At 55.6% G+C, this 22648-nt stretch carries 13 protein-coding genes; 4 read left to right on the top strand and 9 right to left on the bottom strand.

What is annotated here, in order from left to right:
- Positions 1-29 precede the first annotated feature (29 nt).
- Positions 30-1541, top strand: coding sequence for a diacylglycerol kinase family protein (locus Thiowin_RS21080; protein ID WP_328984937.1), 1512 nt, complete (start codon positions 30-32; stop codon positions 1539-1541).
- A 156-nt stretch (positions 1542-1697) separates the two neighbouring features.
- Here the strand turns inward: Thiowin_RS21080 and Thiowin_RS21075 are convergent, their stop codons facing one another.
- The 9 genes from Thiowin_RS21075 to Thiowin_RS21035 all read right to left on the bottom strand — a co-directional run bounded on the left by Thiowin_RS21075 (position 1698) and on the right by Thiowin_RS21035 (position 17451).
- On the bottom strand, positions 1698-2609 hold the full coding sequence (locus tag Thiowin_RS21075; protein ID WP_328984936.1) for an SDR family oxidoreductase: 912 nt from the start codon (positions 2607-2609) through the stop codon (positions 1698-1700).
- Between the two features lie 9 nt (positions 2610-2618).
- Positions 2619-3338 carry a lysophospholipid acyltransferase family protein gene (locus tag Thiowin_RS21070; protein ID WP_328984935.1) on the bottom strand — a complete coding sequence of 240 codons (720 nt, stop codon included), beginning with the start codon at positions 3336-3338 and terminating at the stop codon, positions 2619-2621.
- Between the two features lie 95 nt (positions 3339-3433).
- Complete coding sequence (locus tag Thiowin_RS21065; RefSeq protein ID WP_328984934.1) at positions 3434-4144, bottom strand: ATP-binding cassette domain-containing protein; 711 nt, start codon at positions 4142-4144, stop codon at positions 3434-3436.
- 16 nt (positions 4145-4160) lie between these two features.
- Positions 4161-5273 (bottom strand): ABC transporter permease, encoded by a 1113-nt coding sequence (locus Thiowin_RS21060; RefSeq protein WP_328984933.1) that lies wholly within the window; start codon positions 5271-5273, stop codon positions 4161-4163.
- On the bottom strand, positions 5273-6415 hold the full coding sequence (locus Thiowin_RS21055) for an FtsX-like permease family protein (RefSeq protein ID WP_328988140.1): 1143 nt from the start codon (positions 6413-6415) through the stop codon (positions 5273-5275). The genes Thiowin_RS21060 and Thiowin_RS21055 overlap by 1 nt, the downstream gene beginning before the upstream one ends.
- Before the next feature lie 64 nt (positions 6416-6479).
- Positions 6480-7439, bottom strand: a complete 960-nt coding sequence (locus Thiowin_RS21050; RefSeq protein ID WP_328984932.1) for an HlyD family secretion protein — start codon at positions 7437-7439, stop codon at positions 6480-6482.
- 78 nt (positions 7440-7517) lie between these two features.
- Positions 7518-15101 (bottom strand): SDR family NAD(P)-dependent oxidoreductase, encoded by a 7584-nt coding sequence (locus Thiowin_RS21045; protein WP_328984931.1) that lies wholly within the window; start codon positions 15099-15101, stop codon positions 7518-7520.
- 77 nt (positions 15102-15178) lie between these two features.
- Entirely contained in the window at positions 15179-16453 is a 1275-nt protein-coding gene (locus Thiowin_RS21040) for an aminotransferase class I/II-fold pyridoxal phosphate-dependent enzyme (RefSeq protein WP_328984930.1), read from the bottom strand.
- 779 nt (positions 16454-17232) lie between these two features.
- Positions 17233-17451: a DUF6447 family protein gene (locus Thiowin_RS21035; RefSeq protein WP_328984929.1), complete on the bottom strand. Its 219-nt coding sequence runs from the start codon at positions 17449-17451 to the stop codon at positions 17233-17235.
- 686 nt (positions 17452-18137) lie between these two features.
- On the opposite strand from Thiowin_RS21035, the gene Thiowin_RS21030 reads away from it, so the two are divergent.
- From Thiowin_RS21030 to Thiowin_RS21020, 3 genes are all read left to right on the top strand, one after another.
- Positions 18138-19079, top strand: coding sequence for a DUF4214 domain-containing protein (locus Thiowin_RS21030; RefSeq protein WP_328984928.1), 942 nt, complete (start codon positions 18138-18140; stop codon positions 19077-19079).
- 318 nt (positions 19080-19397) lie between these two features.
- Complete coding sequence (locus Thiowin_RS21025) at positions 19398-20333, top strand: DUF4214 domain-containing protein (protein WP_328984927.1); 936 nt, start codon at positions 19398-19400, stop codon at positions 20331-20333.
- 176 nt (positions 20334-20509) lie between these two features.
- Positions 20510-22462: an acyltransferase family protein gene (locus Thiowin_RS21020; RefSeq protein ID WP_408034113.1), complete on the top strand. Its 1953-nt coding sequence runs from the start codon at positions 20510-20512 to the stop codon at positions 22460-22462.
- The last annotated feature ends 186 nt before the right edge of the window (positions 22463-22648 follow it).

Below are 22648 nucleotides of genomic sequence, written 5' to 3'. Positions count from 1 at the left end.
TAAATTGTTTGGATTGTTGAAAAAAAACCATGAAGGATCACCCACAATTTTCGGAAATGATTCGCATGGTCGAATTCTCAAGGTATTTATCAGAACCAACGGAGGGCTATGCGCTTGGCTATTTAACCGAAGATTGTATTGTTTTGCCAGAATCCGCAAAAATAATACCGGTCGATTTCGCTTCGGTCATCGGAGTTATCGCCGATAACTCGGTATGTCCACCGACCTTTAAACCGGGTCCCCATGAGAATGGCCGTGGTGTTGAAACAACTGAAAGGGTCGCGGTGTCCCAGTCTTGTTTTCGGATTCATACTTGTCCCTTGGTGACGCGTTGGCGATGGTTTGGTTTTAGAAAAGAACGGCACAGGTTGCTGAAAACCTATTACTTTTCCTGCCCAGATGAGAAAGCGCGATCGCGCTGGCTTAAGGCTATTCAAAACATCCTGAAGGGTAAATCTAGAGAATACCAAAGTGCTCCGAGTAGGCGTCGTTTAAAGATCTTTATTAATCCCATGAGCGGGCAAAAGCAAGGCCGCAAAATTTTCGCTCGCATCCGGCCGATCCTTGATCATAGTGATCTGGAGTATTCCGTGACGGAAACCGGTCATGCCGGCCAGATTCAACTCACATTGAGTCAAATTGATTTATCGGCAATCGATGAAATTGTCCTGGTCGGAGGAGATGGCAGTATGCACGAGGCCATTAATGGTCTAATGAGCCGGACCGACTGGCAACAAGCGATTCTCAAGCCAATCGGAGTCATTCCCGCTGGAACCGGATCTGGTTTGGCTAAAACCCTGTTGGAAATAGCCGGTGAACCCTACGATGCGGTGAGTGCCGCCTTTTTGATTGCCAAAGGAAAACAACGACCTCTGGATCTTGCGCTGGTCCAGCAAAATGAACAGTCTTATTATAGTTTCTTGTCCCTTGGGTGGGCAATTATTAGCGACGTAGATATTGAATCAGAACGCTTGAGAAATTTAGGGTCTTTGCGAATGGATATTTATGCCTTGCTGCGAATTTGGCAATTGCGGCATTATGCCGCGAGGTTTTCCTATATCCCGGTAATAGATGAATTAACCGTGGCTGGAACATGTGAACGATTCGCTAAACGCTCATCTTATTTGCAACCTGGAGGTTATGAAAATAGGTCGGAAAACCCATCATCGCGAAAGCTTATTCAATCGTCCCAGAACGAATGGCATTTAATTGAAGATGACTTTGTGTTATTCTGGGCAATGAATATTCCGTACGCGTCTCACGATATACTCGCGGCACCCTTCGCTCATTTGGCGGATGGCAATCTGGATGTCATCTTGGTGCGGAGAGGAATTTCTAAATTAAATTTACTGTTGGCATTTTTGAAATCTGCTCACGGGGAGCATGTTTTTTTACCGAGAGTCGAGTATTATAAAGTAAGTTGTTTTCGCTTGGAACCCTTAACCAGTCGGGGTATTTTAGCGGTGGACGGAGAGCGGGTCGACTATGCGCCCATCCAAATGGAGGTCAAAAGAGGATTGGCGAGGGTTATTTGTGGTTGAATGGCTCACAACACTTTAAAGCATTACCCTGCCGATCTTGATCATAAACAGGGCCAAAGGAATTCACACGTAACCTAATCAGGGCTTCCAGCTTTGGTTTGATAGGCTAGGATGACGTGCCTACTTAAGCGGCGGATTTGACGGCCTGGGTAATGATCAAGGCCTACGCCGCCGGACATTGAAGATACCTAATAACGTGGTTTGTTTGGCTTGCAGCGCGCGCTTGTGGCGGATAACTGAATCGACATAACGATGAATGACCGGGCCAAGAAGACTGTGTAGTCGGGCGAGTAGCGCCATTTCCCATCCTGGGGCGATCAGGAAACGGTTTTTGTTGATGCCTGACAGGATGGCTGCAGCGACCATCTCGGCACTGCGTGTTGTCGCCGAACCGGTGATGGCGCGCGTCTCGGGGGGCTTGTACCTGTTTTCCTCAGCGAGTTGGGGTGTGTCAGTATCGGGTGGATAGACAACAAACACCCTGATGCCCAAGGGTTTGAGTTCCGCGCGCAGCACTTCCGCAAGTCCGCGTACCGCGAACTTTGTTGGACTGTAGGCTGAGTACCCAAAAATGCCAACAAGTCCGGCGCCTGAGGATATTAAAACAATTTTTCCCCCACCCATGTCAATCATGGCGGGTGCGAGCGCCCGAATCATTGTGAGTGTGCCAAAGTAGTTAACATCCATTGTGCGTCGATGGATGTCGAGGGGCATTTCGATAAAATGACCAGGACGGGCCATCCCAGCACAGTTAACCAGTAGTTGGGGTGCACCCATGGTGGCAATAGCATGCCGCGCCGCATTGACCGTTTGTGCGGGGTCGGTCAGGTCGGCGCTGAGTGTTAATATATCAATTGGGACCGACGGCTCTGCGCCTATTTGCTCGCTAATTGAGCTGCACTGCCCGCGGCGATATCGCAAGAGTGCTAGGGCGTTTTTTGCCTGCTCGAGCTTGTGCTCATCCCTCGCCAGAAGGGATAAGCGCCAGCCTTTGAGTGCCAACCGCTTGGCGACAGCAAGTCCGATGCCACTGGAGCCACCAGTGATGAATGCGTGAGGGGCAGTCACAGCCAGGATTTAATCCATCAGTTCAGTCGCCACGGGATAATCTATTCCCGAAGCGATCACTTTCCAAAGCGATTGGGTCAGGGATTTCACGGTGAGCATGTCAGGCTGTTCGGTTACGGGTCCGCTGGGGATGATAGGCGGATGAAAACAGACTTCAACCCGTCCGCAGATGCGATTTGGGAATGGCAGTTGATCATAAAGCTTGTTAACACCGCGCAATGAGCAGGGAACGATCGGACAGCCGGTGTTAAGTGAAAGCATCGCCGCCCCTTGTTGAAACCTTCCCAGCCGACTATTTCGTTTCCCCTCAGGCGCCATTAAGATCGGGATGCCACTCTCCAGGGCGTTGCGCATGGCAATGACTTCCCCTGTTCGCGTTTGCGCTTGTGATGCGTCGTGCGAAATTGAAAATCCACCGTGGGCGCGCAGAAAACTGCTGATCACCGGCATGCTCAACATGCCATGCCAATAAACCGGTAGAGCGCGTGGATATGGTCGAAACCGGTATAAGGCAAACATCATGAAGAAACCGTCATAATGCGATCCATGATTGAAAGCAAAGATTGCCGGGCCTGTCGATGGAAGGTTTTCGGCGCCTCTAACTATTAGGCCGAATAGCAACCGCACTGGCAGATAAACGGCATGGTAGAGCGCGTCCGTTCGGCGTCGGCTGTCAAAAACCCAACGGAAAAAGTGGTATGTTCGGTCCTTGCCGTTCTTTAAAATCATGATCTTGGAGAACTCGGTGGGAAGATGATTGGTAAATGACCACAGTAGGGGGCAAAGTGTGGATAATAAACATGATTAAGCGATAGACCAAGGACTCATGTATCGCTGTCCTGAGCCAGGATGCTTCCATCCACCATTCTTATTACACGATCAGCAGTTGTGAACAGCCGTTGATCGTGGCTGACAATCAGCACCAGGGCGTTCTCTTTTTTTGCCCTTTCCCGCAGAAGATCAATCACGATCTGTGCCGTGTCTCTGTCGAGTGATGCCGTTGGCTCATCAGCCAAAATGGTGTTAGGACGATTGATCAGGGCACGTGCAATGGCTACGCGCTGCTTTTGACCTGTAGAGATTTCATCAGGGCGTGCCTTCATGTGTTCCGCCATGCCCAAGGCGTCTAAAATGCGGGATGGTGCTTCACGCAGATCCTGTCGTGAATACCGGTGGGGAAAAAGACGCATGGCCAAGCGCAATGTCTGCTCTGCTGTCAGGGCGCGAAACAGATTGTGATCCTGAAAAATAAAGCCGATGTCGCGACGGACAAAATTCATTTCCCGCGGTTGCATGCCAAGCAATTGTCGACCGCCCAGTTCAATAGAACCGGACTGCAGTGACCTGAGTGCGCCAATGAGTGTTAGCAGTGTGGTTTTCCCCGATCCGGAGGGACCGGTCAGAATGACAAATTGCCCCCGGATAAGGCTAAGATGGCAATGAAATAAAACCTGCTTTTCCGTGCGCCCCGCGCCATAGGCATAATCCACCCCGAAGGCCTTGACCCAAAGGCTGTTCGAAGGTGTCTTGCTCATATTGCTCCGGAGCGATTCAAAACAGTCTGGCGGGATCCGCGCGCAGCGCCACACGCACCGCGAGCACGGCCGCGGTCAGACCGATACCGAGAGTTAGCACGAAGACCCGGAGGATGCGTTGCCAGTCGATAAACATTAACATGGCTGTTCGCTCGGCCAAGTAATCGAAAAACAACCAAACGATTGGTAAGGCCAGGATGAAACCCAGAACGCTCATGAAGAGGGCTTGTTCGACAACGACAGCGGCGAGGAAGACATTGGAATAACCCATTGCCTTGAGTGTCGCGTATTGCGGCAGCATATTATTGATGTCATTGAACAACACCTGATAGCAAACAACGACGCCGATGACCAGGCCAGCGACCATGCCAATGCCAAACAGAATGCCGATTGGAGTCGATTGTTCAACGAAGGCTTTTTCCTTGCCTTCAAGTTCGCCTGGGGTCATGACGGTGAGTTGCGGCGCTGCCCGTTCGAGCGTGAGACGTATTGCCGCGAGATCGGCATTTTGCTCCAACTGGACCACGGCCATGATCGGTTCGATGCCTGGGTGATGTGGCAATAGTGTTCCATCACCCATGAGCAGGGCGCCATCGTAAACAATGGTTGGCCCCATGCGGAAGAATCCTTCCAGCCGATGGTTTTCACCATTGATTTCAAGGTCGGAACCAAGGGTCAAAGTTCCGTAAATGTTGCGCGAGAGTTGGTCAAAAAGGACGGATCCTCGGCGCTTGAGGGTGGAGCGCGCAACATTGTCAATCAGGCCATGGAAGGGCGTTGTCGAGGGAGGAAACCCATAGGCTAGAATCATTTTTTCGCGTTCGGTATCGGGATTGCGAAGACGGACCTTGGTCTTGTAGATAGGAATCACAGTGGCGACGCCAGCGACCGCCGCGAGTCGGTGAATATGGGCCTTTTTGAAGGTGTTCCATTTATTGAGATGCGTGCGGCTCTCATGTATCACGACGAGTTCACCATTCAGGTGCCGGGTAATCCGGGCCTGGGAATCCAGCACACCGTACAAGAAGCCTTGTTCAACAAAAATGATGACGACCGCCATGGCGATACCTGAAACCGAAAACAGCAACCGGCTTTTGGCATGCCAAATGATTGCCAGTCCGGTGCCCATCAATAGAGATCCGCCGGATTGGCCTTCGCCAGGTCGAACAGTGACGCGAATCCAGTGATAACGACCATGGCTAGGCTGACTCCCGAGACAATACCCAGCAGCTCGCCAGTCATTGCCAAGGGCAGATGAATCTGCTGCTCCACGTAATGGAAGAGCAGTGCGGCCTGCAAGGTTGCAGCCAGCAAGGCGACCGCGGCAATGAGAAAAACCTGGAGCAGCGCTGTGCCATAGATAAAACCAAAGCCAAAGCCCATGGCCTTGAGTGTGGCATATTCCCGCACCCGCGTGTTGATATCGGTCGCGACCACTTGGAACAGGATAACGAAGGCCGTGAGAAAAGAAATCACCACACCCGCGGAAAATATGAATCCCAGTGGCTTTACTTCGATGAAATACTCCTGTTCCTTGGCGATCAAGTCCGTTTTGGTAATGGCTATTACATCATCAGGTAACAGATGTTGCAGGCGTGCGCGAGTCTGGTCGGGACTGGCGCCAGAGTTCAACTGGATGAAGCCGAAGCTGGTCTGGCGCGAAGAGCGACCCGTTAGCAAGGAGAATCCGTTATTGTCGACCAGCGCGGATCCCTCGGTATAGAAAAACATCCCCAACAAGAAATGTCCGGCGATTCGTACTTCCTGGTTGTTGATAAAGGCCCTGGTGCCCTTCGCCAAAGGGCCAAAATCAGGATGAGAATAGGCGTCGACGATGACGTCGCGTTTTCCCCGGAGATGTTGCAAGCCGCGCCCGATGTGGCGGTCGGCAACGAAGTCTGGATCAGGATCGACCCCAAAGAGCATTAAGCTGGAGCGTAAGCCAGAGATGTCGTCTTCCCATGTGGCGAGGGAAAAATTCACGGCGAAGATTTTCTCAACTTCTGGCAGTGCCTTGGCCTGGATAAGACGCACACGGTCGAAAGGCTCGGTGGTGAAAAGGAATTGATAGGTATTCTTTAGGATGGCAATGTCATAGTCAAAGAAATCGAAAACTGTTGTCACCTGTTTCTTGGCCGCATCGAGAAACCCCCACTGCAAGAAGACCAGAAAAAGGGCAAAGGCAATCCCAGCGGACGCGGCGGCCGAGCGTGCCTTGTTGGCGGTGAGATTGCGCCAGCTAAAAGTGAAAGCCGCGCTCAACAGGGACATGTCAAAAGCCTGGTTTGCGCGATTGCCGTTATCCCCGGACTCTGGGCTGTCAAGTAAAAGAGCGTTAGCGTGGGTTTTCTGGGGCCGGCTGTGCATGGATATCCACTTGAACTTCCATTCCGATAAAGCGCGAGGCCAGTTCCGCTTTGTCCAATAGCACCCACACCTTGGCCAGCCGGCTTTTTGTCTCGACCTGTCGGCTAATGCGCTCGATGACTCCGGGAATGTCGGCATCAAGGGCGGGGCTCGAGACCGTCGCCTTCATGCCTACCTTGATCCGCAACAGATCGCCCTCGTAAATTTCGCTGACGACATACATTTGTGAGAGGTCCGCAAGGCGGAGTGCGGCGATATCGAGCGTCGAACTCCCAATCTCGCCCACACCCAAACTTTCTCCGACCTCTTTGAGCACTTCGAGAACGGTGCCAGATATCGGTGCTTTGATCATTGCGTCGGCAAATTGGGAGCGCGCCAATTCCAGCCTGGCATTTGCTTTCAGCTGCTCGAGCTCAAGCTGAATCTCCAACTGACGCTGCTTCAGGGTTTCCTCTTCGAGTCGTCGTTTCGCGTCGATAGCGGCGTCTTCGAGGTCGGTGAGCTCACGTTTGGAGCTTGCGACAGGCCCTAGCTGCTGCTGATCCGCTAGCTTGCGTTCCGACCGCTTCAGGGCAAGTTGCGCGTTTTCAAGGAGATGGCGCTGTAATGCCAGCTTGGTGCCCTTGGTTTTCAGTTGCTCTTCGAGTTCGAGCCGAGCAAGATCAAGTTGTGCTTGAAGTGTCATAAAGTTGCTGAAGACGATGAGAACATCGCCTTTGTTGACATGCAGGCCTTGTTTGACGAGGATTTCGCTGATGCGAGCACCTGGCGTGCCGATAAGATCCAGAATCCCGCTGACCGGTTGCAGCTCCCCAACGGCCCCAATCTTGCTATCCGCAGAGACTGTTTGGCAGATTGAACTGGTCAGCAGGACAAGAAGGAGGAAAAGGAAGCGCAACAAACTTGAGGCTCGGCGATTGTCGGTCATCGATTGATTGTCCTTGCGCGGGGGCCTTGGGTTGAAAAACAACCTGACATCCGTGGTTGTTGCGCTATTTCCAACTGTTCAGGGGGCGTGGCGTGTCTTTTTTGGATTGGACGAGCTGGTCTCCGCATAGTCTGCAACGATAAGATCAATAAGCTTCTTGAGCGAGATACCCTGGCTGATGGTCATGATTGGAACCCTGACTCCAAACCGACGTTCCACGGCCAGCGCCAATTCCGCTCCCATCAGTGAATCGAGACCCAGATCAAAGACAGATGCTTGGACATCGATCCGTTCTGGCGGCAACTGAAGTATTTTCGATAGTTCGGCTATCAACAGGCTGGAGACACGTGCTCGGCGCTCTTTTGGATTGAGTTCCCGCAGGGATTCGCGAGGGTCGAGCGCATCGTCCTCGGACGCCTGCGCGGGTTCGACTGTTTCCTCTTCCGGCAGCAACACCATCGGCAATGATCGCCGCAGAAGGTTCCAGTTGACATTGCCAACGGCAAGCCCGACCTGATCACGCGTCATCAGTCGTTCGAGAATATTCAATGCAAGCGCCGCCTTGATGCCAGCCGCTCCCATGCGTTTTGTGAGGGAGTCCTTGATGGCTGGGTTTCTGGTGAGATAACCGACATCATCCATTGCTCCCCAAGCCACATAAAGAGCCGGCAGACCCTGTTCGCGTCGCTGAAGGGCCAAAGCCTCCAGGTAGCTGTTCGCAGCCACATAGCTTGCTTGCCCTGGATTGCCAATAAGCGTGGTGAGCGATGAATAAAGCACAAAGAAGTCCAGAGGGAGTGTCGCGGTCAGGCGATGAAGGTTGCGCGCGCCAAGCAGCTTGGGGGCCAGTACCCGGCGCAAGCGAGCTTGGTCCGTGCCTACCAGGATGGCATCGTCCAGAACCATGGCGGCATGAATAATCCCCCGCAAGGGATAAGCTCCAGCCTGCAAGTTAGCCATGAGTTGCTCGCATTGCTGGGGATCGGAGACATCACCCGGAAAAATTTGAACCGCCGCCCCCGCCGCCTGGAGATCCGCGACCGCTGCGGCCGCGCCTGGTGTCGCTGCACCGCGCCGCCCCATCAGGACCAACTGGCGGGCACCTTTCTTCACAAGCCAGAGTGCCGTCGCCAAGCCGAAACCAGTCAAACCGCCGGTTACGAGATAGGTCGCATCCGGGGCGAGTTTCAATCTAGGACTGGCGTTGTTTGCCGCAAGGCGCGGAGTTGGTGTTTCCGCCATGGACACCACCAGTTTGCCTATATGGCGCGACTGCTGCATGGTTTGGAATGCGGTCGCGACATCCGCGCTCGGGAATTGCCGATATGGCAGAGGTTGCAGAACCCCCTGCGCGAATAACTGCATCATCTCCTGAAACAGCCGCTCGGCCAGTTCCGGCTGATGCCGCATGACCTGATCGGCATCGATGCCGAAAAAAGAGATATTGTTACGGAACGGACGCAGACCGATGCGACTGTTTTCGTAAAAGTCGCGTTTACCGAGCTCGAGAAAGCGCCCGAAGGGTGCGAGCACCGCAAGATTTCTTCGCACAGCTTCACCGGCGATTGAATTCAGTACGACATCCACCCCCTTGCCGATGGTGATGCGCATGATCTCGTCGGCGAAGGCGAGGGATCGGGAATCCATCACATGATCGACACCCAGCAGGTGCAGGAAATCGCGTTTCTCTTGCGTTCCGGCGGTGGCGAAAATCTCGGCACCCAAGTGACGCGCGTATTGGATGGCGGCGATGCCGACACCACCTGCCGCACCGTGGATCAATACGCGTTCACCTTGTTGCACACGGGCTAGATGAATCAGGGCGTAATGAACCGTGAAGAAGACGGCGGGGACGGTCGCGGCCTGCGCGTAACTCCAGTGTTGCGGTTTGTGCGCGACGGATGCCGTGGAGGTGGTGATCATGGAGCCGAAGCTCGCCGGCGCGTAACAAAGAACGGGATCACCGACAGCGAAACGCTCCACTCCCGGTCCCACGGCAAGGATATTTCCCGCGGCCTCCAACCCCAAGGATGCGCCGGCGTAGCCAGACTCAAGCGCTTCATCTGGCAACAGACCCATGGTGTACATGAGGTCGCGGAAATTGACGCCGGCGGCACACACCTGAATTTGCACCTCTCCGGCGGATGGTTCAACCCGCGGCACAGTCTCCCACTGCAGGTTGCGCAAGGTGCCTGGGCTGGAAAAGCCGAGCTTCACCCGCGCGGGTTTGGAATCAGCCTTGCTGCTAGCGGGTGGGTTCAGGTCAGACGCCTCGAGCGCGCGCACGGAGACCAGGTAGCGCGCTTGAGCGGTTGACACAACCTCGGGCGCGGGGTCTTTCTCCGCCAGTTCGGCGAACAAGCGCCCGGCGGTATCTTCCATGCCTGCCCCCGGATGCAGGTCCAGGAGTCGGCAGTTCAATTCCGGATGTTCGTTGCGCAGCACCCGGCCGAGCCCCCAAAGTGGCGCTTGATCCGGACACCGAGCCCAGTCACTGGTTGGCAGCGGGGAACTCACCGGAGCGCCGCCCGAGGCAACCAGCCACAGACTGAGCGAGGCGGGAGTTTCCTCGCTTGCAGCGGCTCTTAACAGTGTGATCGTCGTTAGACAACGCTGATCCTGAAGGGTTAGCGCATCCTCTGCATCGACCTGGCCCTTCGCATTCCATCCCAACAGGTGAATGATCCCCAGAGAGTCCACAGTGTCCCGGCGCAGTTCCATCAGCACCCAGTTCCAATCATCCTCTTGTACGGCGTCGGCGCGAAAATCATCCGGACCCGTCCGCCGGCGCGGTCCGCCCAACTCCAGGATAATCGCTCGCGCGCCAGCGGTGCGCAGCAGACGCGCGACGGCCTTGCCCAAATCGGCGGAACTTCCGTTGGTGTCCGTTAATAACAGCCAATTGGTGCCCTTGACCCTATTGCCCTGGGGGCGAGGTGGTGACGGCACGGCAAGCTTTGCTTTGCGTGCGAGAAGAACAAAGATCTCCGCCTCCGCGGGGTCTTCCTCGCTCAGGAGGACGGGCGTGTTAAAACCGCCCGCGTCAAGCAGTGCAGGCCATTCAATGGCGTGTCTCAGTCTGGGTCTTGGACGCCCATCGGGCCGGGAGTTTATCCACCACCCAGGTTTTACCCCATCGGCGAGGCAACTGAAGGGCTCGGGGGCGCGTTCGAGCAGCAGTATGATTCCATCCGCGGCCAGGGAGCGTGAGAGCGTCTTCAAGCGGTCTTCTGGCGCGTCGGCACGATGCACCACATGGGGGGCGATGATCAGATCGTAAGGGAACGCGGTCGGCGTGTGCGCTCCGGGCGATGACGACTCCGGCTCCGGGGCACGCACTTGTATCCACGACTGCGTGGAGAACTCGGCATGCGCGCGAACGCCAGCCGCGGCATCCAACATCTCGATATGCAAATCGGTCCGGTCTGCGGGCAGGACGCGCGACAGCCGCCGACCTAGCCCAAGCTCCCCCGCGCTCAACAGCAGGACTTTGAGGCGTTGCCGTGGAGGCCATTGGCGCACTATCCTGGTCACCAGTTGTTCCACCAGTTTGTTGCCGATCTCGTAACTGGGCGAGGCATCGAAAAGGTGGTCGCGGGTGCCGCTTTTACTGGAGGGGAATGGCACCTCCTCCATGCGCGCATCGGCATCGCACAGCAAGGCTTCCAATGCCAGTCCGCAGCGGCCCACCATCAGCAGTTCGGACAGATAGTCCGGGTACTGATGCAGCATCGACTGCCAGCGTCGCGCCGCGTCAACAGTCTCTGATTGCGGAGCCAGGGACCAGACCCCGTGGTGCTGGCTTGCCAGGCCCCTCCTGTTGAGTTGCTCGAGTAACCAGTCGAACAAGGGCCGCTGACGTGGATCAAGTGGCTGTGGATAGAGGCCGGGTCGAGCATCATCGCGATCAGAGCGCGCGCTGGTGAGCAGCGGCCGCACCGCTTCCAAGGCAAAAGCCGTCACGAGCTCAGCGAGCAGTGGCCGGATTTTGCGCTGATGCAGATCCCGTCTCATGTCGATAGCAGCCGAGGCCAGCCAGGTCCGGCCGGCCTGTGACAGCGCATCCAAATCGATAGGCGAGGAGACGGGCGCATTGGTCAGCAGCGGCTGCAACCGGGCAAAGGGCGCGAATAGACCGGGCATTCTTGTCACGGCCGCGCCTGGCAGGTCGCGAAAACGGCAATCCTCGAGCACCGCGACGCCGTGCCCCTCGGCATCGGCCAGCACGACATCCGCGACTTGAGAGAAGGGGTGAATCCTTTTCAGCACTGTCTTGCTTAAGGCGACTTCTCCCGCGCCGAGCCAACGCAGGCGGCCCACCCGAAAAGGCACACGCAACCTGGGCTCCGCGAGGTCATCGGGGTCACCAAGATTCAGTAGCATTTGAAAGGCGGCATCAAGCAAGGGCGGATACAGCAGATAATCCCGAGTTGCGGTCTGATTCAGTTTTGGCACCTGGATGCGCGCTAACCCGCCATCTTCGGCGAGAAAAACCTTGTCGATGACACGAAAGGTCGGACCATACTCCAAGCCGCCGCGCGCCGCTGCGCGATAATGGGTGTCTGCGTCGACGCAGGTTGCGTAATGGCCGCGTTCGCGGTCGAAATCCAAGAAGATCCGGGGGCGGGGCAAGACCGCCCCCCGCAAGCGGCCGGTGACATGCTCCACCCAAGTCTCATTGGACAAACGTGGACGGCTGCGAATACTGAAACGGCCATCGTCCGGGGAAAGCACGAACCGTAACGCCCTGGTTGCTTCTTTATCCAGCAACAAAGGCGCGTGTATTTCCAGGTCTTCGAGGTCGTGCGTGATTCCGCCATGCCAAGCGCGGGAAGCGGCCAAGGCCATCTCGACGAATCCAGCCGCTGGGAAAATATGAGCCCCATCCACGACATGATCGGCGAGATACGGGTGGGTCAGTGAATCGACCTGGCTTTCCCATGTCGCCTCGGCCTTAATGACCCTGTGGCCAAGCAGAGGATGCACCTGCTGAGGGGCAAGGATGCCGGAGTTTTCTCCGGTCTTTGCATACCAATATGCTTCATGCTGCCAGGGATAGGGCGGCAGGCGTCGGGGGCGCGTGGGGAGCGGGAACAGCGCTTTCAGGTCCAAGCGGCCGCCGTGGGCATAGGCCAAGGCCAGGGCCTCATTCATTAAAGTGGCTTGGTCCTCGATGTCCCGCCTCAAGGTGGTGATAATTCGTGTGCTGGTCGCTAGGTCTGTAAGGCATTCTTTCACGTAGGAGCGCAACACGGGGTGAGGCCCAATTTCAAAGAACAGTCGCCCCCCATCGGCGGTCACGGCCGCAAGTGCATCCGCGAAAAGAACGGGTTGACGAATATTTCGCCACCAGTAGTCGGCATCGAGTGCCGTGCCCGGCAATTTGCCAGCGGTGACGGTTGAATAAAAGCCCAAGACTCCCGGATTTGGGCTTAGTCGGCTCAGCCCTTCGTGTATTATATCCCGGATTGCCTCCATCTTGCGGCTATGAAAGGCGTACTCCAGATCCAGCCGGCGGAAGAACAGATTTTGCTCGGTGGCAACCCGTTCCACCTGCTCAAGCTCATGCGCATCGCCGGAAAGTGTCACCGAACGAGGAGAGTTTTTGCCGGCGATCTCAAGCGATACTTCCAGTTGATCGAGCAGCCGTCGAGCCTGGTCCGGTCCGAGACCCAATGCCGCCATGCGCCCGCTTCCATGAGTGCGTGCCTGGGCCGTGCCGCGGATATCGATCACGGCTACCGCCTGCTCCAGGGATAAGGCACCGGTTGCCCAGGCCGCCGCGACCTCGCCGACACTGTGTCCAACGCAGTAGTCGGCGGTAATACCGCGGGTTCGGAGCAATTCGACAAGCCCGACCTGAATCGCAAACAATGCCGGCTGGGCCACTTCCGTCAAGGCAAGCCGACTTCTCCTTGGCGAAAGCCGAAGTGATTTGACGATGGATGTGCCGGAACGCTTCTTTAAGAGCGCATCGACCTGCTCGACGGCACGGCGGAAAGCTGGTTCTGTCCTCAGCAATTGCAACCCCATTCCCTGCCACTGAGAGCCATTGCCCGAAAACACGAAAACATTTCCGACCCGGTCTGTGTTGATCACCCGTTTTCTTGCTGATCCTGGTGCCGTTCCCGTGGTCAGCAAGGCACCAAGGCGGCGCAGCAGCTCATCGCGGCTGGAGCCGAGGACGGCGAGGCGATATTCATGATGTTGGCGTCTCAGGGCGGCGTGATGAAGCAGATCTTGGAGGGCGTCCTCTTCCCGTTCCAGGCATTGCGTGTAAGTCGCCGCCAGTGCACCGAGGGCGGACTCACTGCGCGCTGACAATAGCAGACAGAGGGGGGCCGAAGACTTGGCGGGGGTGGGCTCCACGGCCATTTCCGTCACCGCGCTGGCTAGCACCACATGCGCGTTCGCTCCGCCGAAACCGAAGGAGTTGACCCCCATGTATAGGGGTTTGCCCGTATCGGCCAAGGGGGTGAGATCCGTGACCAATTTCAAATTCAAGGCACCGAAATCGATGGCCGGATTTGGCTCGCGCAGATGCAACAAAGGCGGAATAGCACGATTTTTGAGTGCCAAAATGGCTTTTAGCAAACCGACCACGCCGGAGGCGGGTTCGAGGTGACCAAGATTGGTTTTTACCGATCCAAGCGGCAGAGGATGTTGGGCAGGTCGCCGTTGTCCGAGCACCTGCCCAATGGCGCTGCATTCCACCGGATCCCCAACGACTGTTCCTGTGCCGTGGGCCTCAATGTAGGCCAGGTCATTGGGATCGATGCGCGCATTGTCATAGACCTCACGCAACAATGATGCCTGCCCGTCTACACTCGGGACAGCGAGCGAGGAACTGTGTCCATCGCAGTTGGCCCCGGAGGCGACGACCAGCGCGTGAATGGGGTCAGCGTCGCGCAAGGCGGCTTCCAAGGGTTTCAAGAACAGCAGCGCGCCCCCCTCGGCTCGGACATAGCCGTCCGCCGAGGCGTCGAAGGCTCGACAACGCCCCGTCTGGGACAGCATGTTCGCCTGCGAGAAACCGACGAAGGGGAAGGGGCTCAGCAATAGGTTGATCCCGCCAGTCAGGGCGGTGGCGATCTCGCCGTTCCAAAGAGCCTTACACGCCATGTCGAATGCTACTAGGGACGAGGAACAAGCGGTATCGATCGCCAAGCTTGGGCCGCGTAGGTCGAAGAAAAAAGACAGGCGATTGGCCGCGATGCTCAGCGTGGCGCCGGTCATGAAGTGGCCATCTCCGGAACTGGGGTCTTCTATGAAATGCTCACGGTAATCAGTGCTGGCTAGTCCTAGGTAAACACCACAAGCTGATTCCTTGAGTTTTTCTGGAATCTGGCCGCCGTCTTCCAGGGCCTCCCAGGCCAGCTCTAGCAAAATGCGCTGTTGGGGATCCATTTGCCGCGCTTTTCGTGGAGAAATGCCAAAAAATGCCGCATCGAAATGGTCGACCTGTGGAAGCACGCCAGCACTCCAGGTATAGGATTTTCCGCGGGTGGCTTTGCGCGGGTGGAAAAAAGCCTCTCGGCTCCAGCGATCCCGCGGGATCTCGGTGACCAGATCTCGTCCTTCGCGCAGGGCCAACCAGAATTTCTCCAGTGTGTCTATCCCGCCGGGTAAGCGACACGCGGCACCAACAATTGCGATGGGCATTCTGGACTGAGACAAGTTTATTAACTCCTGTGCGACGGCTTTAAGTGCTTTCTTTGAGTTGTCGTGTAAAAGTCGCTCTAGAAATGAACGGCGGCGAGATCGAGCGCTTTGCGCGCCGTTGAGACGGCTCGTTCGATGTCGTCTTCACCATGAAGACAGGAAAGAAAAAAACGCACTCGGGACATGCCTTTTGGCACCACGGGATAAAAGATCGGCAGCGCATAGATCCCATCGTCGTACAGCACACGATACAGCCGCACCGCGCGCTGATTATCACCCGTTATCACCGGGATAATTGGCGAATCGCCGCTTGAACCCGTCTCCAGGCCGGCCAGTCGCGCTTGCACGAGAAACTGCCGTGAACGCTCGTGCAAGCGTGCGATCCGCCACGGCTCATCGCGCATTACTCCAAGGGCGGCAAGCGCGGCAGCGGCATTTGGCGGACTGATGCCAACACTGTAGACGAATCCAGGCGCGCTAAAGCGAAGATACTCCATCAGGTTAGCCGGACCGGCCGCATAACCACCACAACTGGCAAGCGACTTGCTTAAGGTTCCCATCCAAAGATCGACATCAGTCGCCGCAACTCCAAAGTGCTCGCTGATACCCCGTCCGTTCGCGCCAATCACGCCAAAAGAATGGGCCTCATCCACCATTAAAAGGCAGCCGTAGCGCTCTCTCAAGCGGACATACGCGGGCAGGTCCGGAAGATCGCCATCCATGCTGTAAACCCCTTCGATCACCACTAAGACCTGGCGATAGCGATGACGCTCCCGCGAGAGGATTGTTTCCAAGGCGGCGACTTGATTGTGAGGGAAAGGGCGCGTGGTTGCCCCTGAATGTCGTGCCCCTGCCAGGACACTCGCATGAATGAGGGAATCGTGCAGGATCAGATCCCCCCTGGCGCACAAATGGCCGATCAGGGTCTCGTTTGTGCCAAATCCGCCGACAAATACCAAGGCATCCTCGGTGCCCAGGATGCGCGCGATTTCACCTTCAAGCGCGCGATGTAGGGGACGCTCGCCCGAAGCCAGGCGCGAGGCGGAGACCGAAGTCCCGTATTGGTCGATGGCCTGTTGTGCCGCAGCCATGACCCCGGGGTGGCTGCACAGTCCTAAGTAATTGTAACTGGAGAAATTAATGAAAGAGCGACCGTCGATGACCGTGTGATTGGTGTTAGTTCCTTCGGAGGCCTGGAAAAAAATCGAATGACCGACGCTCGTCTGCAAATCTGCTAATGCCTTGCGATGCTTGAGCAAATCCTGCCGCAGACAAAACCCTTGCCGTGCTTCACCCTCGCGTAAAGATGACCGCTTCGCCCGCGACAATTCCCGTTTTTGCTCGATATTCATTCTTCCACCGGAGGCGCGGATAACAGGTATTCCAAGAGGATCCCGTTCAGTTCACTGATTGTCCAGTTCCATCGCCGCCCCTGGATACAAATACTCGGAAACTTGGCGGCAGCGATGACCCCGCCAGTTACATGCCAACCAATGTCGATGATTGTCATCGTTGAAGAAAAAGACTCCCAAATCTCTGTTAATCATTTCGCATTGCAACCGCCCGCTAACCGAGGTTCCTAGCCTGCTTGGTTTTCGTCGGTTCGCACAACACAAAAGCCCCCGCGGCGCATACCTCGGAGGCTAGAAGATGAAAACCCGCGGTCAGGTGGAGTCGGTCAGATGGGCTGGACGTCCTTGGTGATGTGGGTTTTGTCGAACCCCTCCCATGGATCAGACTTCTTTCTCCAGGATCACCTATAGCGACCTATTATCAAGGTGAGCCACCTGATCGTGCCGCTTGCGGAGACAGGCCATCTTGGCCTGGCAGAATCAGGGCTGGAAGCCTTGACGACGCTTGGTGCGCTTGCCTTTGGCCCGGTTTATGATCAAGGCCGTTCATGTTGTTCGTCGTGATGGAGGCTAGAATTTGCCATGGAACTGGGTCGGTGGTTTTGTCCGATCACTTAATCTCACCATGCATCGACCGTCTCACCATGCATCGACAGGCCGACGAATAGGCAGGCCCTTCAGTCACCTGGGTGGGCACCAAAGCTCTCGGAAGTGCCTACCAATCGGCTGACTTCATGGCGCGGAAATCCATTGAGTGATAACTAAATGTGGCCGTTTTGTCAATGTTTAAGTGGAGGCTCCACAGGTAATGCGGCTTTGAGTGCCTTCAAGTATACATTACGGGCAGTCTGAATCATCCCAATCTGGGCTTGAAGCCGTTGCAGCTCCAATTCCGAAACCCGAAGATTTTGCACTTGTGTCTTGGCCGCATCCGGCAAATCCGCAACGCGGTACTCCTTGCCATCAATGGTTAGCTTGGCCTCGGTTGATTCAGTCATCGGTATTATCCAAATAAAAAACGGGAAAAAGATTAAATATCAGAGGTGAACCTCGTGACAAAGGGCTCACCTAGCGCAAGTCAAGGCGAGCGCAGGTCAAGGGGGGATCTGGGTTATGGCTCTAGATCCCCCTGATGAATGCGCCCTTGGTGACGGGCTTTATTCCCGCCCAGACCGGCATTGGTGCCGACGGGGTTGATGATGGGAATCGGATCGTAGGAACTGCTCGCCCCTGCAAGGCTCTCGTCTCGAGGACACAGTTTAGCACTTCGTCAAGTCAATGGACAGAGGGGCGGGCAGCCCTGACGCATGACTTGTCAGGCCGAGACAGGTGGACCAGGGTTTAGAAAATCTTAGCGCCGGGAGGGGTTGCAAACCGATGATGAGTACCCTCGTGGCGGAGCCTGATGGAGCAACAGTTGCCGCCGCGGATCCTCTCGACAACAGGAGCCAGCTGCTTGCTTTGTCAGCTAGCATCCCAGTAATAGTCGCGACATCCTTCCATCATCGGTCCATGGGCATTGAGTGCAGCGAGGAACAACATCACCGGCCGACGGGGATAACCTGTCTTTGTTGCATGCGGCAATGCCGAAACGGGAGGGAGACTTGGGTTCGATCAACTTGCCGCGAGTATACTGAGGTGAAGTCTTCAGCTTACAGGCAATGCTTGATACCGGAGAGTGATCATGGTTGGAACCTATCAGGTTGCAGTCGTTGAAAATGCGATTGACAGCGTCACGGCGGGTGAAGCAAGGATTGACTTCGGTGGCTCCGTGGGGGATCGGTGTGGAAATGACAGGGTGGCCGATGACGATTTTGTCGGGGGTTCAGACGTGGATAAATATGTGGCGAAACCGGGTGTATTGAATAACATTCAGGATGCTGGCAATTCCCCTTGGGGTCTGTGTCACGAAATAGTGGGAGCATTGATAGAAGTCCCTGTGGATTTGATTGTCGATAATAGACATTTGGCTGTTCCCGAGAGAACGCTTGCAACAAAGGTGCTTATTGTGGATTGGGAGGACTCAGCAAATCGTATTGAGATCTTCTCGACCACCAACGGAAGGCAAGATTTCGAGGACTATCGAGATTGCATCCTACCTTTACCCGAAGCGCTGGGGCAGATCCGCTCTGAGACGTCCTTTGTGAACCCGGACTTTCCGGATACTATGATGGGTCAGGCATACTCGTCGTCAGCGCATTATGAGTTCAATACTGGTGTTCAGATCACGCGCGCTGAGGCAATTAATGTCGCACTGCTCTATGGCGCGGCTTTGGGAAGGGAGCCGGATGTCAGTGGATTGAATTTTTGGATCGATCAACGCGTTGCTGGCATGTCGCTCGAGACTATCGCCGGTGCCTTTCTCGAATCGGTTGAATTCACCACCAATTACGGAGATGATGACCTCATGTCCACGCATTGGTTTATCACCGTCATGTACCAAAATGTTCTCGGAAGGCTGCCAGATGAGGGAGGATTCGTCTTTTGGGAGGCGGAAATGACCCAGGGGCGACTTGATCGGGAAGATGTCCTGATGTTTTTCGCCGACAGCGCGGAGAATCGTGCTAATGCCACCTATATCGACTTAATGTTTCCAGTCGAGGATAATTTGTTTACCCTGATCTGATGCGCGCTATTCACTTTGCGCGCCTTTTTCGCTAATATTTTTTTCGCTGATAACTTTTTCGCTGATAAAATGGATGGTTCGACATTATTGAGGTGCCGGTTGCGGCAGGGTGGTGGATGGATGTTGTTGTGTTCCTTCAAGTCCTGGGAAAACGATAGGCCAACGTGGGTTGTCCGCTTGCCTCAAGAGGCCATCCTGGCGCGTGACCATCAAGGTTGGAAGCCCTTATGACGGCGAATGCGCGCTCCGCGCGCTTTCACTGTCTTCCGCGGCGGTGTGTGTCAGTATCTTGGTAAAGATTGAAACAGGAAAGTCACAATGATTGGATCTTATCTAGTGGAAGTTGGCACTCATGGTGCTGATAGCTTCAACGCGGAAGACGACAGCATTTATTTCGGTTCGGCTGGAGCCGACTGGTTTTTGAATGATAATGCCAACAACGCCTATTTCGTTGGAGGTTCAGGCGGGGATTACTATGCCGCTCGCCCAGGTTCTATTACCATTATTCAAGACGCGGGCAATTCCCCGGATGATGTCTTTTACGAGATTACCGGGGCAATGACTGAACCCTATCTGGGCTTTCTGGTGGACGAAAGGCATTTTGGCATCTTTAATCTGTCGCTGACATCGGGTGTTCTTTTTTTGGACTGGAAGGATCCCGCTAATCGCATCGAGACCATGTCGACAAGTTTGGGCACATTTAGTTACGAGGAGTATCGACAGATCATCGAGTCCTCGCCAGAAGCGCTTGGACATCTCTCATCCGAGGCCTTGTTCGGGGATCCACAGTACTTGGACAGCATGATCTTGCAAGCTGGCGCTTGGGCGGCACATTATGAAGTCTATCCAGGTGTTGAAATCACGCGGTCGGAGGCAACAACTGTCGCGCTGCTCTATAGTGCGGGTCTGGGAAGAGATCCGGATGTCCATGGCTTGAATTTCTGGATCGATCAGCGTGCCAACGGCATGTCGCTCGAGTTGATCGCCGGTGCTTTTCTTGATTCGCCGGAATTCACAAACCGTTATGGCGACGACGATGTCATGTCGGCGCAGAGGTTCCTTGGTGTTATGTACGAAAATGTTCTGGGCAGACTGCCCGACACGGCGGGTTTTGCCTATTGGGAAGATGCGATGGCGCAGCGCGGGCTTGCTCGAGAAGAGGTTCTGATGTTCTTTGCCGACAGCACGGAAAATCGCAGTCAGGCGGCCTATGTGGATACGCTGTATCAGGTGGGAGACGACTGGTTCTTTTGATCCTGAAGTGTGCGTGCTTGGTCGTGCTGGGTCATTGCAAGCGCAATGTCCTAAGTGGTTCAGGGTAACTGGATGAATCTACAATCGTCAGGACAGACATGACAGATTCTGGGGTGTTGGGGAGAGGGCGTGGGCGGTACATTCCTAGTATCGACGGACTGCGTGCGTTGGCTGTCATGGCCGTACTTGTCTACCACTTGGAACCGCGCTGGCTGCCCGGCGGTTTCACGGGGGTCGACATCTTTTTTGTTATTTCCGGGTATGTGGTGAGCGGTTCTTTGGCGCGTGACCAGGCGAGGCATTTCCTGAGTTTTACGCTCGGTTTTTACGCGCGCCGCATTCTGCGCATCTTTCCGGCATTGATCCTTTGCCTGTTGCTGGTGATGCTGGCGAGCATTGCCTTGATTCCCGAGGCATGGCTTAGCGAAACGAGCCATAGGACCGGATTGTTCGCCTTTTTCGGCGTTAGCAACGTCGCTCTGGTGCTGTTCGATGACGGCTACTTTTCTCCGCGCGCGGAGTTCAATCCTTTTACGCACACTTGGTCGCTCGGGGTCGAAGAACAGTTCTATGTGGTGTTTCCGCTGATCTTTTTTGTCTGGATTCATTTTCGACACCGCCGGGGCTTGGCTGGCCTGAGTGCCGAGGCCTTACTGGTGGTGCTAATGGCCGCGTCACTGGTGTATGCGTGGTGGGAGACTCCGCGATCCCTTGATCATGCGTTTTACCTTCTGCCGAGTCGATTTTGGGAGCTTGCCGCGGGCGGCCTCCTGTTTAAGTTGCACCAAAGGGGGGTGTTGATTGCGCGCAACGAGACGCAGCGAATACTCTTTTTGACAGCGGGGCTTGGTTTGGTCATGTTTGGGCTCGGCTGGTCCGATAAAGGGGCGATGCCCTTTCCATGGGCGCTGCCGGCAGTTTTGGGCACCTCTCTTGTCATCGCGGCGATTGCCGTGGCAGCTGACAAGGCGGCCAAGCCTTGGCCCCAACGTCTGTTGGAACATCCCGCGGCCATTCATGTCGGGAAGATTTCCTATTCACTGTACCTGTGGCACTGGCCTGTCTATGTAATGATGCGTTGGACCCTCGGGTTGGAATATGGGTGGCAGTTGTTGATGGCTGTCTTGCTGTCTTTCTTGCTCGCGGAGGCTTCCTATCGCTTTGTCGAGGTGCCGGTGAGGCGGAACGGGTGGAGCCGGCGACAGGCAAACTGGAAGACGGTGACTGCTGGCGTCGCAACCATCGTGTTGTCGTTTTCTGTCGCGCAGGAAATGCTAAATTCACGTGCGCAACTGAGTCTCAGTGTCACCAAGGATAGGGAATTGTGGTATCCCCTCGCTTGGCCGGGGGCGACCGGCAGTCATGAACAAGATCTTCAAGGCCGCCAACTCTTTGCGCTTGGGGACTCGCATGCTGGTGCCTATGCCACCATGCTGCAAGCGCTTAGCGAGCGCCGTGGGGTCGTGACCACGATTGACTTTGCCGGAGCATGCACTCCGGCTAGTCTGCTCAGGAATGCGGGCCCCGCTTGCGTGGACTTGGTCGAACAAGCTTTGCAGCGGATTGAGGGGCGCGCCCTGCCGGGTGACATCGTCTTCCTGGCTGCGCTTCGTATGTACCGTTTTGTGGATCAGTACGCGGTTTTTCCGCGTGATCAGGTGATCGCTGCCCGGGACAGTGTTGCGGATCGTGAGAAGGCGCTTGAGGAAGCCAACTATCTGCTCGAGCGATTGCTGAAGCAGGGGCTTGAGGTGGTCATTGATGCGCCAAAGCCGGTGTTTCTCGCTCCTCCCTTTCGTTGCGCGGACTGGTTCAACCGTCATAACCCCATTTGTGCCGGCGGCATGACGATGCCGCGGGAAATGCTTGTGGAGCATCGCGCCGGAGTGATGGACTCGTTACAAAGGCTCCAGCAACGTTTTCCCGCACTGCACGTCTGGGATCCATTCCCAATTCTTTGTCCGGGATCGACCTGCTCGGCTTTCGATGGCGAGAAACCGTTGTTCTTCGACGCGGATCATCTCAGCGCATACGGCAATCAAGTGTTGTATCCAAGCTTCGAGGACTTGGTCAGCGCCATCTGGTCCGTCAAACAGCTTAGCCAGCTTGACGGCAGTGGTCTGAAGTGACGGTTTCGATCTTTGCGTTCGACCGAGTCGGATGATCAATCCCGAGAGCATGTTATGACTAAGGCTGTCTGAAACACGGCATGCTGATGGGCTTGGTCGATGCAATCTGTTCCTTGGGCCTTGATCATAGATAAGGCCAAAGGCGACTGCTGCTGCAAAAAAACCCGTCGGCGTTTGCGCCGACGG

Origin of the sequence: Thiorhodovibrio winogradskyi (assembly GCF_036208045.1) — a bacterium.
Classification (GTDB): Bacteria; Pseudomonadota; Gammaproteobacteria; order Chromatiales; family Chromatiaceae; genus Thiorhodovibrio; species Thiorhodovibrio winogradskyi.
The sequence above is the reverse complement of the archived record's forward strand: the minus strand, read 5'-3'. Positions and strand labels throughout refer to the sequence as shown.